The sequence below is a fragment of the Mesorhizobium sp. AA23 genome (assembly GCF_001672435.1).
Taxonomy (GTDB): domain Bacteria; phylum Pseudomonadota; class Alphaproteobacteria; order Rhizobiales; family Rhizobiaceae; genus Mesorhizobium.
In genome coordinates, this window is sequence record NZ_LYTP01000023.1 from 191,024 (window position 1) to 207,446 (window position 16,423).

16 protein-coding genes and 1 tRNA gene are annotated in these 16,423 nt (G+C 64.2%); 11 read left to right on the forward strand and 6 right to left on the reverse strand.

Annotation, left to right across the window (positions count from 1 at the left end):
* Positions 1-78: 78 nt before the first annotated feature.
* From A9K66_RS17580 to A9K66_RS30800, 4 genes are all read left to right on the forward strand, one after another.
* Positions 79-1,620, forward strand: coding sequence for a sigma-54 dependent transcriptional regulator (locus A9K66_RS17580; protein ID WP_067325958.1), 1,542 nt, complete (start codon positions 79-81; stop codon positions 1,618-1,620).
* Between the two features lie 400 nt (positions 1,621-2,020).
* Positions 2,021-3,835 carry a DUF882 domain-containing protein gene (locus tag A9K66_RS17585; protein WP_245307576.1) on the forward strand — a complete coding sequence of 605 codons (1,815 nt, stop codon included), beginning with the start codon at positions 2,021-2,023 and terminating at the stop codon, positions 3,833-3,835.
* A 102-nt stretch (positions 3,836-3,937) separates the two neighbouring features.
* Positions 3,938-4,011, forward strand: a tRNA-Gln gene (locus A9K66_RS17590).
* 121 nt (positions 4,012-4,132) lie between these two features.
* Positions 4,133-4,309: a hypothetical protein gene (locus tag A9K66_RS30800; protein WP_082953941.1), complete on the forward strand. Its 177-nt coding sequence runs from the start codon at positions 4,133-4,135 to the stop codon at positions 4,307-4,309.
* Positions 4,310-4,422: 113 nt separating this feature from the next.
* Here the strand turns inward: A9K66_RS30800 and A9K66_RS17595 are convergent, their stop codons facing one another.
* A complete protein-coding gene (locus tag A9K66_RS17595; protein WP_067325964.1) occupies positions 4,423-5,058 on the reverse strand; it encodes a 2-dehydro-3-deoxy-phosphogluconate aldolase in 636 nt (211 codons plus the stop codon).
* A 142-nt stretch (positions 5,059-5,200) separates the two neighbouring features.
* On the opposite strand from A9K66_RS17595, the gene A9K66_RS17600 reads away from it, so the two are divergent.
* The 3 genes from A9K66_RS17600 (at position 5,201) to A9K66_RS17610 (ending at position 7,991) form a co-directional block, all read left to right on the forward strand.
* Entirely contained in the window at positions 5,201-6,130 is a 930-nt protein-coding gene (locus tag A9K66_RS17600; RefSeq protein ID WP_067327037.1) for a rhodanese-related sulfurtransferase, read from the forward strand.
* 121 nt (positions 6,131-6,251) lie between these two features.
* Positions 6,252-6,959 (forward strand): tellurite resistance TerB family protein, encoded by a 708-nt coding sequence (locus A9K66_RS17605; protein WP_067002750.1) that lies wholly within the window; start codon positions 6,252-6,254, stop codon positions 6,957-6,959.
* 279 nt (positions 6,960-7,238) lie between these two features.
* Positions 7,239-7,991, forward strand: coding sequence for an SDR family oxidoreductase (locus A9K66_RS17610; RefSeq protein ID WP_082953977.1), 753 nt, complete (start codon positions 7,239-7,241; stop codon positions 7,989-7,991).
* A 13-nt stretch (positions 7,992-8,004) separates the two neighbouring features.
* Here A9K66_RS17610 and A9K66_RS17615 read toward each other — a convergent pair whose 3' ends face one another.
* A complete protein-coding gene (locus A9K66_RS17615) occupies positions 8,005-9,189 on the reverse strand; it encodes a pyridoxal phosphate-dependent aminotransferase (RefSeq protein ID WP_067325967.1) in 1,185 nt (394 codons plus the stop codon).
* Between the two features lie 83 nt (positions 9,190-9,272).
* Between A9K66_RS17615 and A9K66_RS17620 the strand changes: the two genes are divergently transcribed.
* The 4 genes from A9K66_RS17620 to denD are packed head-to-tail and all read left to right on the forward strand — an operon-like array spanning position 9,273 to position 12,172.
* The gene (locus A9K66_RS17620; protein WP_067327043.1) at positions 9,273-9,959 is read left to right on the forward strand and encodes a GNAT family protein; all 687 of its coding nucleotides are present in this window, start codon (positions 9,273-9,275) and stop codon (positions 9,957-9,959) included.
* A gap of 13 nt (positions 9,960-9,972) precedes the next feature.
* Positions 9,973-10,953, forward strand: coding sequence for a cation diffusion facilitator family transporter (locus tag A9K66_RS17625; protein WP_067325971.1), 981 nt, complete (start codon positions 9,973-9,975; stop codon positions 10,951-10,953).
* Between the two features lie 36 nt (positions 10,954-10,989).
* On the forward strand, positions 10,990-11,196 hold the full coding sequence (locus A9K66_RS17630) for a hypothetical protein (protein WP_067325974.1): 207 nt from the start codon (positions 10,990-10,992) through the stop codon (positions 11,194-11,196).
* A 1-nt stretch (position 11,197) separates the two neighbouring features.
* On the forward strand, positions 11,198-12,172 hold the full coding sequence (denD, locus tag A9K66_RS17635; protein ID WP_067325977.1) for a D-erythronate dehydrogenase: 975 nt from the start codon (positions 11,198-11,200) through the stop codon (positions 12,170-12,172).
* Between the two features lie 15 nt (positions 12,173-12,187).
* Here denD and A9K66_RS17640 read toward each other — a convergent pair whose 3' ends face one another.
* The 4 genes from A9K66_RS17640 to A9K66_RS17655 all read right to left on the reverse strand — a co-directional run bounded on the left by A9K66_RS17640 (position 12,188) and on the right by A9K66_RS17655 (position 16,363).
* Complete coding sequence (locus A9K66_RS17640; RefSeq protein WP_067325980.1) at positions 12,188-13,405, reverse strand: nickel/cobalt transporter; 1,218 nt, start codon at positions 13,403-13,405, stop codon at positions 12,188-12,190.
* A gap of 6 nt (positions 13,406-13,411) precedes the next feature.
* Positions 13,412-14,080 carry a DUF1007 family protein gene (locus A9K66_RS17645; RefSeq protein ID WP_067327045.1) on the reverse strand — a complete coding sequence of 223 codons (669 nt, stop codon included), beginning with the start codon at positions 14,078-14,080 and terminating at the stop codon, positions 13,412-13,414.
* A 181-nt stretch (positions 14,081-14,261) separates the two neighbouring features.
* Positions 14,262-15,161 carry a LysR family transcriptional regulator gene (locus A9K66_RS17650; RefSeq protein ID WP_067002475.1) on the reverse strand — a complete coding sequence of 300 codons (900 nt, stop codon included), beginning with the start codon at positions 15,159-15,161 and terminating at the stop codon, positions 14,262-14,264.
* A 2-nt stretch (positions 15,162-15,163) separates the two neighbouring features.
* The gene (locus A9K66_RS17655) at positions 15,164-16,363 is read right to left on the reverse strand and encodes an amidase (RefSeq protein WP_067325983.1); all 1,200 of its coding nucleotides are present in this window, start codon (positions 16,361-16,363) and stop codon (positions 15,164-15,166) included.
* Positions 16,364-16,423 lie beyond the last annotated feature (60 nt).

A 16,423-nucleotide genomic window follows, 5' to 3' on the forward strand; every position in this document is an offset into this window, starting at 1 on the left:
GGGTTTTTTGAAACCTTATTTAGAACCCTGTGCCAAGATGATCCATGGGGATTTATCGGGCGGATAATTCAAAGAGTCATGACAGGTTCCGTACTCATAGTCGATGACGATCCCGTGCAGCGCAGGCTGCTCGAGGCGGCGGTGACGAAATTCGGCCACAGCGCCATCGTCACCGACGGCGGCGAGGCCGGCCTCGATGTGCTGGACGGACCGAAGGCGCGCGATGTGTCGGTCGTCATCCTCGACCTGGTCATGCCCGGTCTCGACGGCATCGGCGTGCTGAAGGCGATGCGCGAGCGCGCCATCAATCTCCCGGTCATCGTGCAGACCGCGCAGGGCGGCATCGAAACCGTTGTCTCGGCCATGCGCCACGGCGCTTTCGATTTCGTCGTCAAGCCGGCCTCGCCCGACCGGCTGCAGACCTCGATTTCCAATGCTTTGAAGGTCGAAGCGGTCGAGGACGAGGTGAAGCGCACGTCGCGGCGTCGCGGCGGCCATCTCACCTTCAAGGATCTGATCACCCGCAGCCCGGCGATGGACCGGGTGATCCGGCTCGGCCAGAAGGCGGCGGCCTCCAACATTCCGATCCTGATCGAGGGTGAATCGGGCGTGGGCAAGGAGTTGGTGGCGCGCGCCATCCAGGGCAGCGGCGACCGCCGCTCGAAACCCCTCGTCACCGTCAATTGCGGCGCCATCCCCGACAATCTGGTGGAATCGATCCTGTTCGGCCATGAGAAGGGTTCCTTCACCGGCGCCACGGACAAGCACACCGGCAAATTCGTCGAGGCGCATTCGGGCACGCTGTTCCTGGACGAGATCGGCGACCTGCCGCTCGACGTCCAGGTCAAGCTGCTGCGCGCCGTGCAGGAGGGCGAGGTCGACCCGGTCGGCGGCCGTTCGACCGTCAAGGTCGACATCCGGCTGATCTCGGCGACGCATCGGAATCTTTTGCAGCAGGTCAAGGACGGCAAATTCCGCGAGGACCTATTTTATCGCCTGAACGTCTATCCGATCTTCGTGCCGCCGCTGCGCGACCGGCGCGAGGACATCCCCCATCTGGTCAGGCATTTCATGGAGAAGGTGGCGCCGGCCGATCCGCGTCATCGTCTCACCGGCATATCGGCCAAAGCGCTGGCGATGCTGCAGGCCTACGATTGGCCGGGCAACATCCGCCAGCTGGAAAATGCGGTGTTCAGGGCGTCGGTGCTCGCCGAAGGCGAATTGCTGACCGAAGAGGAATTCCCACAGATTCGCGCGCAGGTCGAAGGCACGGTGAAGCTCGATGCCGAGCCTGCGACTGCCGTGGCACCGGTCGCGGACGAGCGGCAGCCGGGCGATCAGGCCGTCTCCAATGGAGCGGCGGCAGGTTCGCACGAGGCCGAGGCGCGGGCGCCGCTGCAGCCGCGATTCGGCACGCTGAGGGCCTTGGACGAGCGCGGCAATGTGCGGGCGCTGGCCGATGTCGAGTTCGAGATGATCAAGCTTGCGATCGACCACTATAACGGCCAGATGAGCGAGGTGGCGCGCCGCCTCGGCATCGGGCGCTCTACGCTCTACCGAAAGTTGAAGGAATATGGCATTGACCCCGAAGCGGGTCGGCTTGATCGACTTGCCTCTTGAGACGCAAGCCCAGCCCGGTTTATATTCCGACTTAAATCGTCGCTTTTTCGTTTCTGAAGGCGCTTTTTCAGTCGCTTGCGTGTTCGCGATCACGCATTTAACGCAATCGGTAACAGATTGTGTTTGGGCCAAAGCCGAATTCTCGATCTAAACCAGCGATTTACCACGAAACGTGGTGCATCATTTTTGACGGGATATCGCCACGGTGTTACCGCATTTCGGCTCCAATAAGCGATGATTAACCATTAGGATCGATATTCGGATGTGAGAACCACGCATCCGTTTGGGCAAATCCGGGGACAAACGGCAGCCTGCAAGGCCTTTTGATTTGAACCAAGTCGAACGACACACGAACGGGCGGCATTTTCACATGAGCGTCTGGCCACGGTGGCTGACGTTTATGATTTTGGCCGTAGGGTTCCTTTCGGCAGCCGCCTCCGGCGCGAAAGCCGAAGTCCGTTCGCTGAAGCTCTATCACCTGCACACACACGAAAAGGCCGAGATCGTCTACAAGCGTAACGGCCGCTACGTTCCCGAAGGCCTGCGCAAGATCAACATCATCCTGCGCGACTGGCGCCGCAACGAGCCGACCAAGATGGATCCGCGGCTGCTCGATCTGGTGTGGGAGGCCTACCGGCAGAGCGGAGCGACCGACTACATCCAGGTCGTCTGCGGCTATCGCTCGCCATCTACCAATTCGATGCTGCGCAGCCGCAGCCGCGGTGTCGCCGAGAAAAGCCAGCACATGCTTGGCAAGGCGATGGACTTCTACATCCCCGGCGTGCCGCTGAAGAAGCTGCGCAACATCGGCCTCAAGATGCAGGGCGGCGGCGTCGGCTACTATCCGAATTCCGGTTCTCCGTTCGTCCACATGGATGTCGGTAATGTCCGCCACTGGCCGGGTATCAGCCGTCAGGAACTGGTCAGCCTGTTCCCGAACGGCAAGACGCTGCACGTGCCGAGCGACGGCCGGCCGCTGCCTGGCTATGAGCAGGCTCTGGCCGCCTACAAGGCGCGCAAGGGCGCCGGCACCCCCAATATCGAGCTGGCCAGCGCCGGCGGCTCGACCAAGCGGTCCGGCGGACTGTTTGCGGCCTGGTTCGGCGGCGGCGACGACGAGGCCGACGATACCGCCGATGTCCCGAGCGCCCAACCCGCACCCCAGCCGAAAGCTGTGAAGCAGGTGGCGGCCGCCAAGAGCGGCAACAGCGGCAGCCTGCCGGGCATCGCGATCGTGTCGCCGCAGGATGCCAAGCGCGCCAACATCCCGCAGATCGCCGATGACAGCTCGGACGATTCGCAACCGCAGCAGGACACGCCCGAAACCATCATTGCCGCGTTGCCGCCGAAGGAGGTTCCTCTGCCCGCCTTCGCGCCGAGGCCCAAGGCCGATGTCGGCCAGCAGACGGCTGAAAACGTGCCGTTCGCCGTGGCGGACGCCTCGGCCACGGCTGAGCAGGCGGTGGCGACGGCGCATGCTCCGGCCAACGTACCGTTCGGCATGGCCGCCGGCGCGGCGCAGGCCGCAGCCGATCCCGCGCAGGGGGCGTTCAACAATGTTCCGCTGCCGACGAGGCGGCCCGATCTGCCGAGGGAACTTGCGCCCAAGGACAAGGGCGTGCTTCTGGCGCTGGCGGAAACCGCCTCGCAGGACAAGAGCGCGACCGATGCCTTCTCGGTGCTGCCGACCGCGCGGCCCGACACGGGCAAGCCGGATGAGATCAAAGCGGTGCTCGAGCAGGCCAGCGCGACCACCGTGGCCGGCTCGAGTGGGGCCGAATACGAAGTCGCTTCGCTGACTGCGCCGGAGCCACGCTCGGCATTCAACGATCCGTCGGGTCTCGATGCAGCTTCGCCGCGTCAAGCCATCGCCGCACGCCCCGCCGGCACCGATCCGGCGCAGGCGATCGGCGCCGGCGTGAAGACGACGCGCAAGGAGGCCAGGGCGTCCGCCAACGACCTGAAGCCCGGCCCGAAGGCAATGGTGGTGGCAACGCCGCCGCAGGCAGCGCGCTGGGCGCTGGGCAGCGGCGTCAACATCGCCACCGTTTCCGATCCGACCACGGCACCGCGCTATGCCTACAATATCGTGCACACGCCGCCGAGCGAGGTCTACACGGCCGGCTTCCAGACGGATGCGCAATTGCCGGACGCCAGCCGGTTCACCGGCAACGCGGTGAAGTTCCTTTCGGTCGCCCGCTTCCAGACGAAATAACGAGCCTGCCAGTGCCGCAACAGCCGCGTTGAACAACAGCGCGGCTTTTGCTTTTATCACGGCAGCATAGTTTGAACGGCGCGGGTTTCCCGCGTAGTCTTTTCCCGCTTCGTCTAACGGTAGGACAGCGCCCTTTGAAGGCGTGAATCGTGGTTCGAATCCATGAGCGGGAACCAGCCGGCGGCTGGTTTTCGGCCCGCACCGGCATGCCATCACGCACGCTTAAACTTCTCGTGAGACCGGAACGGGCCGCGCTTTTTCGGGTTAGGATGCGTTCGTTCCAAACTGGGGATATTCATGAAGAAGATTCTATTGGCGTCAGTTCTCGCTCTGGCCGCGGCATCGGCTGCGGTGGCTCCAACGCAGGCCGAAACCGTTATCGTCAATTCCGGCAAGCATCACTGCAGAACCAAGGTGGTCACCCATTGGGTTCACCACCGCAAGGTCGTCGAGAAGGTCAAGGTCTGCCACTGACCGCATGTCCAGCCCTGGAGCGGTTCAGCGTTTGATAGACCGCTGAACCGCTCCAGGTTGTTCTTTACACGATCCGGACGGAAGAACCGGTGCCCACTCTTCCTGGAATTGCGTTAGGCGAGCTTGCTCGCCTCGTGCGCCAGGGCTTCGATCTCATCCCATTTGCCGGCCTTGATGAATTCGTCGGGCGCCACCCACGAGCCGCCGACGCAGATGACGTTGGGGAGGCTCAGATAGTCGGCGGCGTTCTTGGCCGTTATGCGGCCGGTCGGGCAGAATTTCACGTCGGCGAGCGGCGAGGCGAAGGCCTTCAGCGATGCGATGCCGCCCGACTGTTCGGCCGGGAAGAATTTCAGGAAGCGCAGGCCGGCTTCGCGCGCAGCCATGATCTCCCCGGGGGTGATGGCGCCGGGCAGCAGCGGCACGGGGCTGTCCTTGGCCGCGTCGAGAAGCTGGCTCGTAATGCCGGGGCTGACGATGAATTTCGAGCCGGCGCGTGCCGCCTCGTCGAACTGCTTGGCATCGAGAATGGTGCCGGCACCGACAACCGCATCCTCGACTTCGGCCGCGACGCGGCGGATCGCTTCCAGCGCATCGGCGGTGCGCAGCGTGATCTCGATCGCCCTCAAGCCGCCGCGCGACAGAGCGCGAGCGAGCGGCACGGCGTCGGCGACATTGGCGATCTTGAGCACCGGGATGACCGGCTGGCCGTTGAGGAGCGACAGAAGCTTTTCGGTCTTGCTGGTCATTGGCTTGTCTCTCCGTGTCGGTCGATTTCAACCGATTAGCAGAAGGGGTATTCCGAGTCCACGAAGGCGGGCGTGTCGCAATGTCACGCGGCCCGTCCGCTCCGCCTTGAAACGGCTTTCAGCACGGTCTAGTGCCATGGGCATGACAACAAACAAGGAAATTCAGCCGGTCCGCGTTGCCGCGCTCTACAAGTTTGCGTGGCTCGACAATTACCAAGCGCTGCGCGCGCCGCTTGCCGCCTTCTGCTGCGGACGCGGCATCAAGGGCACGCTGCTTTTGGCGCATGAGGGCATCAACGGCACGGTCGCCGGCAGCGAGGCAGCGATCGCCGCGCTTATCGATCACCTGGAGGCGATCGAAGCGCTTGCCGGCCTGGAAGTGAAATACAGCACCGCCGCCGAGATGCCGTTCCACCGCATGAAGGTGCGGCTGAAGCGCGAGATCGTCACGATGGGCGTCGACAATCTCGATCCGACGAGCAGCGCCGGCACCTATGTCGCGCCGGCCGATTGGAACGCGCTGATCTCGGACGCCGACACGTTGGTCATCGACACGCGCAACGCCTACGAGGTTTGGATCGGCACCTTCAAGGGCGCGGTCGATCCCAAGACCGCCAGCTTTCGCGAGTTCCCGGGCTGGGTCGAAGAGCACCGCGAGGAGCTCGAAGGCCGCAAGGTGGCGATGTTCTGCACCGGCGGCATTCGCTGCGAGAAGGCGACCGCTTACGTGAAGTCGCTGGGCTTCAGGCAGGTCTTCCACCTTAAGGGCGGCATCCTGAAATATCTCGAAGAGGTGCCGGCCGAAGAGAGCCTGTGGCAGGGCGAATGCTTCGTCTTCGACGAGCGGGTATCGGTGTCGCATGGCCTGGCCGAGGGCGAAGCCGAACTCTGCCGCGCCTGCCGCCATCCGCTCACCGTCGAGGACCGGCTCTCGCCGAAATATACGGTCGGCGTCTCATGCCCGCATTGCTTCGAAGCGCGCTCGGACGAGGACCGCGCGCGCTACGCCGAGCGCCATCGCCAGGTGGAACTCGCGCATGCGCGGGGCGCCAAGCGCCACATCGGAAGCTGAGCAGCCCAGGTTTCGTCAAATCATCCGCCCGTTCATTGTAATGTCAATGCGCGGGGCCTACGTCTTGCCGATCCGAAACCCCGCCCGGGCGCATTCGGCCGGGCCAATTCTGGAGGCATTGATGCTCGACCCCAAGAAGCTGCTCGACGACCTTTTCGGCTCGCAAATTCCCGGCACGGGATCGACCGTTCGCGACAAGGCGGGGCAGGCGGTGCAGATGGCGAAGGACAATCCGCTCGCCGCCGGCGCGCTGGCGGCGGTGCTGCTCGGCACCGGCCCCGGTCGACAGGTGACGGGCGCTGCCATGAAGCTCGGCGGCCTGGCAGCCATTGGCGGCCTCGCCTATAAGGCCTACCAGAACTACAAGGCCGGCAATGTGCCGGCACAAGAACCCGTGGCCGGCGAGCCCGAGTTGCTGCCGCCGCCCAAGGACACCGCCTTCCATCCCTCGCAGGCGCCGCAGGGCGAGGCCGAATTCACGCTGACCCTGGTGCGGGCGATGATCTCCGCAGCCAAGGCGGACGGTCACGTCGATGACGAGGAGCGGCAGAAAATCGCCGACAAGCTCAAGCTCGCCGGCATCGGTGCCGAAGCGGAAAAATTTCTGCTGGATGAGCTTGAACGCCCGCTCGATCTCGACGTCCTGATCACCGGCGCCAAGACCGATGCGCAGAAGGTTGAGCTCTACACCGCCTCGCGCCTTACCATCGATCCCGACACCCGCACGGAGCGCGGCTATCTCGACCTGCTAGCCGGCCGCCTCGGCCTGCCGGACGCGCTGGTCGACCATGTCGAGGCGACGGTCTCGGCGGCGAAGGCGCCGGCTTGAACCGTGCCCGATCCGCGCCAGCAAATTGCCGGTTGGTAAACGCGCGTCGGACGTGCTGCTGGCCGTTAATCTTTCGTTAACCCAGCAAGCGCATCATTCTAACCAGTCGGACCGGCTTATCCTCCTCCCAAGCGCGGTTCAGATGAGGGGCGGTCGCCAATGACCGCCCTTTTTGTCGGCTCCGCTTTCTTGCCGACAATAGCCGCTTGCCACGCCCTCCGTCATTTGCGATGCCACGTCTTCTTCCAGCAGTGACGGGGAGCGAGGACGATGACCGCCATGACAGAGAAAACAGCCATCGTAACCGGCGCCGGCACCGGCATCGGCAAGAGCGTCGCCACCACGCTGCTCAAGGCAGGCTGGAACACCGTGTTCTGCGGCCGCCGCAAGACGCTGCTCGAGGAGGCGATCGCCGAGGCCGGGAAGACCAGCGCCAGGGCGCTTGCCGTTGCATGCGACATCAGCAAGGCCGGCGAAGTCGACGACATGTTCGAGACAGTGGTGGAGGCGTTCGGGCGCGTCGACCTGCTCTTCAACAATGCCGGCATGGGCTACAAGTCGACGCTGATCGACGAGATCCCGGTCGAGGTCTGGAACGATGTCGTCGGCGTCAACCTGACCGGCTCGTTCCTATGCGCCCGTGCCGCCTTCGGCGTCATGCGCCGGCAAAAGCCGATGGGTGGGCGCATCATCAACAATGGCTCGGTGTCGGCCTATGCGCCGCGGCCGGGCTCAGCGCCCTACACGGCGACCAAGCATGCCATCACCGGCCTGACCAAGACCCTGGCGCTCGACGGCCGGCCCTATGACATTGCCTGCGGCCAGATCGACATCGGCAATGCGCTGACCGAGATGGCGCAGGCGATGACCGTCGGCGTGCCGCAGGCCAACGGCTCCATCGCCGCCGAAGCGGTGATGGATGTCCAGCGCGTCGCCGACGCGGTGCTTCACATGGCGAGCCTGCCGCTCGACGCCAATGTGCTGTTCATGACGGTGATGGCGACGAAGATGCCGTTCGTCGGCCGCGGGTGAGGGGGCTGAGGCTCTATTTCGTCAAGAACCCTTCGATCCGCTCCAGCGCTCGCAATATGTTCTCCTCGGAATTGGCGTAGGAAAGCCGGACATAGCCTTCGCCGAGCACGCCGAAATCGGGGCCGCCGATCAGCGCTACGCCGGCATCCTCCAACAGCGCCGAGGCAAGCTTCTTGGCCTTCCAGCCGGTCTTCGAAACATTGGGGAAGGCGTAGAAGGCGCCCTTCGGCGTGATGCAGGAAATGCCGGGGAGCGCGTTCAGCCCTTCGACCACTATCTTCCTGCGGTTGTCGAAGGCGAGCATCATCTTTTCGACATCGTCCTGCGGGCCGTCTATCGCGGCGATGCCGGCATACTGGCTCGGCGCGTTGACGCAGGACCAGCAGTTGACCGCAAGCTTGCGCACCTTGTCGTAGAGATAGGCGCCCTTTTCGCCGTTTGGCCAGATCGACCAGCCCATGCGCCAGCCGGTCATCGCCCAGGTCTTGGACCAGCCGTTGAGCACGATCAGCCTGTCGCGGAGTTCCGGAAAGTTGAGCAGCGAGCAGTGGGTCTCGCCGTCATAGGTCATGACATTGTAGATTTCGTCGGAGAGGATCGCGACCTCAGGGTGCTTCTCCAAGCCCTTCACGAGTTTGGCGATCTCGTCCCGCGCGGTCACGCCGCCGGTCGGATTGGCGGGCGAGTTTAGGATCAGCAGCCTTGTCTTCGGCGTGATCAGCGCCAGCGTCTCTTCCGCCGAGAAGGCAAAGCCGTTCTCCTCGCGGATCGGCACCGGGATTGGAGCAGCACCCGTGAACTCGATCATCGAACGATAAATCGGAAAGCCGGGATCGGGATAAAGAATCTCCGCCCCCCGCTCGCCGAACATCAGGATCGCGGCGAACATGGTCGGCTTGCCGCCGGGCAGGATCATCACGCTCTCGGGCGATACTTCGACGCCGGTGATGGTCAGCGTGCGGCGCACGACGGCCTCGCGAGTGGCTAAAAGGCCGTTGGCAGGCGTGTAGCCGTGGTGGCCGTCGCGCAGCGCCTTTATCGCCGCCTCGACGATATGCTGCGGCGTCTTGAAGTCGGGCTGGCCGATGCCGAGGTTGATGATGTCGCGGCCCTGATGGGCAAGCGTCGTTGCCCGCGCGAGCACCGCAAAGGCATTTTCCTCGCCGAGACGATCGAAGGCCGCGATGGTGTGGAGCATTTTTCCCGTCCCTGTGGTTCTTTCTGTGGGCGAGCGTTTTTGTGAGCGTGCGCCAGGAAAAGTCAAACGGATTGGAGCTTTCGGTGTCGGAAAATCTGAAGAATTGGCAGCCACGCCCGCGGCCCGAACGCAAGGCGCTGGAAGGCCGCTATGTCCGGCTCGAGCCACTGAGCGCGTCAAAGCACGGCGACGGCCTCTATGAGGCGTCGTCGGTGCCCGATGCCGGAGGCCGCTTCGCCTGGCTGCCGGACTATCCGCCTGAGAACCGCGCCGCCTTCCAGCCATGGCTCGACAAAGTCGAGGCGAGCGAGGATCCGCTGTTCTTCGCCGTCATCGACAAGCCGAGCGGCAAGATCGCCGGACGTCAGACGCTGATGCGCATTGATGCCGCCAACGGCGTCATCGAGATCGGCAACATCTATTGGGGGCCGCTGATCTCGCGCAGGCCGCAGGCGACGGAAGCACAGTTCCTGTTCACCAAATATGCCTTCGACGAGCTTGGCTATCGCCGCTACGAATGGAAATGCAACAACCGCAACGAGCCGTCGAAACGTGCGGCGGAACGTTTCGGTTTCAAGTTCGAAGGCATTTTCCGCCAGCATCTTGTGGTGAAGGGCGAAAACCGCGATACGGCGTGGTACTCGATCATCGACAAGGAGTGGCCGGCGCTGCGCAAGGCCTATGAGGCCTGGCTCGATCCGGCGAATTTCGATGGCGAGGGCCGCCAAAAGCGACGGCTCGAGGAATTCCGCGCCGAGTCCGGCGCGTAGCAGGAGTTGCGCGATGGCGCATGATCACGGCTCACACGCCCACAGCCACGGCGCCGATCACGTGCACGGGTCGACCGACAAGAAGCGCGTTCTCGTCGCGGGCTGCCTGACAGCGGGCTTCATGATCGCGGAGGCGCTCGGCGGCTGGCTCACCGGCTCGCTGGCGCTGCTTGCGGATGCCGGCCATATGCTGGCGGACGCGATCGCGCTCGGCCTCGCCTGGTATGCCTTCCATCTCACCGGACGTCCCGCCACCGGGCGTCTCACCTACGGCTTCGCTCGCGTGAAGACGCTGGTGGCCTACACCAACGGCATCGCCATCTTCGTCATGGCGCTTTGGATCGTCTACGAGGCCTGGGCGCGGCTGATGCAACCGGCGCCGGTGCTGGGCGGGCCGATGCTGGTGGTGGCAGTCGCCGGCCTGCTGGTCAACGTCGCCTCCTTCTTCGTGCTGCATGGCGGCGACCGCGAGAGCCTCAACATGCGCGGCGCCATACTGCATGTGCTGGGCGACCTGCTTGGCTCGGCCGCGGCAATCGCTGCGGCCCTCATCATTCTCGCCACCGGCTGGACGCCGATCGATCCGATCCTCTCCGTGCTGGTGGCGCTGCTGATCCTGTCGACGGCGTGGTCGCTGATGCGCGAGGCCGCCCATGTGCTGCTCGAAGGCGTGCCGGCAAGCCTCGACCGCGATCTCATCGCCAAGGATCTGGAAGCCGCGGTCAAGGGCGTGCGGGAGGTGCATCACATGCATGTCTGGTCGCTCGACGGCACCAGCAACATGGCGACGCTGCATGCCTGCCTGAATGACGGCGTCGATCCGCATGCTGCGGTAAGCGCCATCAAGAAGCGGCTTGCGGCGAAGCACGGGATCGATCATGCAACGGTGGAGCCCGAGTTCGGGCTATGCGCCGACAGCCATGACGAGCACGATCATCACCATGATCACGACCATGCGCATGATGCGCCTCGCGATCGCCGCCACTATCACTGAGCCGGTGATGAGCTTCGGATCGAGGGACGGCGCCTGATGGATCGCGAGACACGCAACGCGGCGATCGCCGCGGCCTGGATACTGCTCCTGTTCGGGCTCGCCGCCTATTTCCTGCCGACCATCATGCTGGCCGCCGGCAAGGTCTCTACGGTCCTTGCGGTCGTCATCGCCGCGCTCTTCATGGTGGGGCTGTTCGCCGTCCTGTGGCTGCGCGGACGCAGCCAACGCAAGAAGGGTCTATGAGATGAGAGTTCTGATTACCGGCGCCGCCGGCATGGTTGGCCGCAAGCTGATCGCAAGGCTGGCCAAGGACGGTGTGCTGCGCGGGCGCAAAATAGCAGCGCTCGATCTGCACGATATCGTGCCGCCGCAGGCGCCGACGCTCGCGGGAGTCGATCTCTCGATCCACACCGGCGACCTTTCCACGCCCGGCGCGACGGCCAAGCTCGTTGCTTCCCGCCCGGACGTGATCTTCCATCTCGCCGGCATCGTTTCCGGCGAGGCGGAGGCCAATTTCGACCTCGGCTACCGCGTCAATCTCGACGGCACGCGCGCTTTGTTCGACGCGGTGCGGGTGGCGGGCTTCGCGCCGCGCCTTGTCTTCACCTCGTCGATCGCGGTGTTCGGCGCGCCGTTCCCGGATGTCATCCCGGACGAGTTCCATCCGACGCCGCTCACCTCCTACGGCACGCAGAAGCTGATCAGTGAGGCGCTGCTTGCCGACTACTCGCGGCGCGGAGTCTTCGACGGCATCGGCATCCGGCTGCCCACCATCTGCGTGCGGCCGGGCAAGCCGAACAAGGCGGCGTCGAGCTTCTTCTCAGGGATCATCCGCGAGCCGCTTAGCGGCCAGGAGGCGATCCTGCCGGTGCCGCGCTCGGTGCTGCACACGCATGCCAGCCCGCGATCGGCGGTGAATTTCCTGATCCATGCGGCCGAAATCGATGGCGATAAGGTCGGGCCGCGGCGCAATCTCACCATGCCCGGCGTGGCGGTCACCGTCGGCGAGCAGATCGAAGCGCTCGGGCGCATAGCCGGCGCCGAGGTGGTCAAACGGATCCGCGAGCGGCCCGACGAAACGATCTGGGCGATCGTCAGAGGCTGGCCGACGCGCTTCGAGGCGCGCCGCTCGCGGGAACTGGGTTTTGTCGCCGAGAAGAATTTTGACGAGATCATCCGCGCCCATATCGAGGACGAACTCGACGGAAAGATCGGGTGACAGTTCCGGTCGGCTTCAGACGCCGCCCGTCAGGCTGGCCGACAAGAGCAGCAGGCCAACGAGGAAGATGAAGGCGGCGCCGCCGATCTCGACGATCGAATGGATGCGGTTGCCGATGCGTCCGTCGCCGGCGAAATAGACAGCCCAGTTCTTGGCCGTCACCGCGATCATCGCCAGCGCTGAGACGGTGATCGCGGTGCCGATCGACATGGCGAGCACCGAGAGCAGGCCGCCGAGCCAGAGGCCGTTGAGGAGCGCGAAGCTCAGCACGATCAGCGCGCCGGAGCAGGGGCGGATGCCGACGGCGGCCACCGCCGACCAGGCGGTCTTCCAGTCGAAGCGATCGCCCGAAAGCAGCGCCGGATCCGGCGCGTGCGAATGGCCGCAGGTGTCGCAGACTTCGCCCGGGCCGTGGTGATGTTGCCCAGCGTGAGCATGGTCGTGCGCCGCGTGGTCGTGATCATGCGCCTTGTGATCAGTCGCCTCATGGCTGTGCGCATGCGAATGCGCGGCATGATCATGGTCGTGATGCGCGTGCGAGTGCGTCGAGTGGGCATGCGCGGAATGCGAATGGGAGTGGGAATGACCGGCATGGGAATGCGCGTGAGCATGCGAGTGCCCGCCATGCGAGTGGCCGGCATGGGCCGCCGACAGACTGTAGGCCGGACCGGCGCCGAACCGCCGAAGAATGGCCGGGCCCGCCTTGCGCCACAGTAGCCAGGCGCCGAACAGCGTCACCAGCACATAACTCGAGATCTCAAGAAACCATGCCGCGTCGGTCATCGACACCGCCGTGCCGCGCAGCACGAAATAGGCAAGCATCATGACGACGATCGCGGTCAGCCCCTGCAGCAGCGCCGAGACGAAGGACAGCATGATCCCGCGCTTCAGCGCCACTTCGTTGGCGACCATGTAGGACGAAATCACCGCCTTGCCGTGGCCGGGCCCGGCGGCGTGGAAAATGCCGTAGGCGAAGGACAGGCCGACCAGGAGCCAGAGCTTGCTGCCGTCCTGGCGCATGGCTTTCATGGCGGCCGCCAGCGAATGGTAAAATTCCTGCTGCCTAAGGTTGATCCACATCAGGATATGGGCGAACGGACCGGTCGTGCTCGGCGCCATGCCGTCATTGGTGCCGATGCCGAGCGAGCTCTGGGCATGAGCGACGCCGGGTAGATGCATCATGACCAAGGTGGCGGCCGCGAGGCCGAGCGCCAGGCGCAGCGACGGTTTCATCACCGATTATCCTTCCGGCGGACAGTTCAGTTCGAGCTTGGTGGCGAAGATCTTGCTCATGTCGGTGCCCGTCGGATCGTTGAAGAAGGCTTCCGTCAGGGTCTTCTGGTTTTCCTTGATCGCTTCGTCCGGATCGGGACGGATCACCTTCTTGGTGCAATTCGCGGGCAATCCCTCAACGGTGAGGTTGGCGTCGTCGGTGAAGTCGATCGCCGTGTAGAAGGTCGGATCGTAGACGCCGATGTCGATCTTGCCGGCGAGCTTGATCGGCGTCTTCGGCTGCGACTCGAACAGAATGATCAGCTGGTCGTTGTCGAAGCTCGCCATCAGATGCGGCGGAGGGACCATGGACACGTCCTTGCCGTCCTGCGTGACCAGCTGGAAATAGTTGAACTCGGCCAGCGAGGAATGGACGGTGTCGGCCACTTCCTTGAGCTCTTTGTCGTCAAGCTTCAGATCGGAGTTCTTGTCGAACTCCATCATCACTGTACTCGAAAACAGATCGTCGAAGCGCCAAAGGTGGCGCAGCGCCGTCACACTTTGGTGATCCGCGCCGAGGATGACGTCGAGGCGAGCCTCGGCGAAGACGTGCGGGTGCACCTGGGCGGGCTCTACCGCGGCAAAGGTGGCCGCAATTGCCGAAGCCAGTACGATTGCTTGCCGTTTCAGGTGCATTCCGGGCCGCGATTCCATCGACTTTGTGAGTGGGCTCCGAGAGTTAACAGAAAGGGGGCGAAAATGGGACGCGCTCTCGGAGAGCCTCGCGCTTTTTCCAGATTCGCTCGATGCGCTTTTAGGCTCTGATTCTGCGCATGTCCTTGTGCCGAAAACGGTTCCCACCTTCGGGGGACGTGCTTCACGCAGCGTCGCGCGTCCTGAACCAGTGCACCAGGAAATCGACGAAGACACGGACCTTGGCGGGCAAATAGCGGCGATGCGGATAGACCGCGAAGATGCCGCTGCCCGAGAGGATGCGGTCGTCGAGCACCGTCACCAGCTTGCCCGACGCGACTTCGGGCGCAGCGATGAAATCCGGCAGGATGGTGAAGCCCAGGCCCGACACGGCGGCTGCTCTCGCCGCCATCGGACTGTTGACCTCGATCGGCCCCGACACGGTGACGCTCACCGAATCCTCGCCGTCTCCCTTGAAGCGCCAGTTGGCTAAAGAGCGGCCGTTGGTGTCGACGATGCAGGGCATGTTGGAAAGATCCTGCGGGCGCGTCGGGGTGCCATGCTTTGCAAGCAGGTCCGGCGAAGCGCAGAGCTTGATCGAAAACGGCCCGAGGCGCCGCGCGATCAGCGACGAGTTCTCCAGCCGCGAAATGCGCACGGCGACATCGAAGCCCTCCTCGACCAGATCGACGAAGCGGTCGTCGAGATGGATGTCGAGAACGATATCCGGATGTTGCTTGGCAAAGTCGATCAGCGACTGGCCAATCGGCGCGTCGGCAAAGGTGCGCGCCGCCGAGAGCTTGATGCGGCCGCGCACGTCGCCGGAAGATTCGCGCACGGCATCGGCCAGGCTGTCGACCTCGCGCACGATTTCGGAGGCGCGCTGATAATAGGTGTGGCCGGCTTCGGTCAGCGAGAACTGCCGCGTGGTACGGTTCAACAACAGCGCGCCGAGTTCGTCCTCCAGCTCGCGCACATATTTCGACAGCAGCGCCTTGGAACGGCCGATCTTGCGCGCGGCGGCCGAGAAGCCTTCGGCCTCGACCACGTCGATGAAGGCGCGCATGCGGGTCAATGTATCCATGATCAGACCTTTCGGGCCGCATCGAGAATCGTGCGGCCGAGCCCTATCAGGGCGACGTCGCTGCCGAAAGGGCCGAGCAGCGACAGGCCGAAGGGCGCGCCGTCGACGGAACCGAGCGGCAAGGTGATCTGCGGGAAGCCCGACAACCCGGCCAGGCACAAAAGATGCAGCGCCCTCTCGCGATAGGCCTGGAACTGCTCCGGCGTGCTGGTCTTCAGTGGCGCTGCGCCCGGCACGGTCGGCAGAACAAGAAAGCCGCCGTTGCCGAGCAGCTTGCCGAACTCGAAACGGAAGGCTGCCCGACGCGCCGTTTCGGCTTCGACAGTCTTTGCATCGATCGTGCGGCCGAAGCCGAAACGCTCGTCGACACCTGGACCAAGCCCGTGATCGCCTGCCGAAATCCAGCCGCCATGCACCTGCCAGGCCTCGAAGGCCTGCAGCCGACGAAAGCACCAGTAGAGATCATCCGGGGAGGAGGCGAAGGCGTGTTCGGTTTCGGTCGGCTCGCCGACGACGGCTGCTGCCTGTGCCTTCATTCGCGCATATTCGGCGGCTTCCGTCGGCCCGGAGACAAAGGCATCGAGCCAGCCGATCGACAGCGGGCGGTTGAGCGGATGCTGGTGTGGATCGCGCCCGAGCAGAAGCTTGCCGACCAATTCGTAAGTTTCTATGTCGCCGGCGAACCAGCCGAAAGTGTCGAAGCTCGGCGCGAGCTTCATGGCGCCCTCGAGCGATATCCGGCCGTGACTGGTACGCAGCCCGATCAACCCGCAGAAGCTCGCCGGCGCGCGGATCGAGCCGCCCGTGTCGGAGCCGACGGCGATGTCGGCAAGGCCGCCGGCGACCGCTGCCGCCGAACCTGACGAGGAGCCGCCGGTCACGCGATCCGGAGCGGCTGCGTTCACCGGAAACGGGAAATGCGAATTCTGGCCGAACAGCGAGAAGGCGAGCTCGTCGGTTTGCGTCTTGCCGACGAATCGCGCACCGGCATCGAGAATCAACTGCACAGCCTCGGCCGTCCGCGAGGCGGCGTGAGCCTGTTCGAACTTGCGCGGGTTGCCGCAGCCGGTGCGATAGCCGGCGACGTCATAGATGTCCTTCACGGCTAGGCGCAGGCCGGCCAACGGGCCAAATTCCGCATTGGCCACGGGCATTTGGCGCAGATCGAGGAAGGCGTTGAGAGGGCCGTGGGTGCCTGGCATTGTTCGATTTCCGAATACGGTCCACAAACATTGTTCGATGCCGCAATATTTACAACCGGC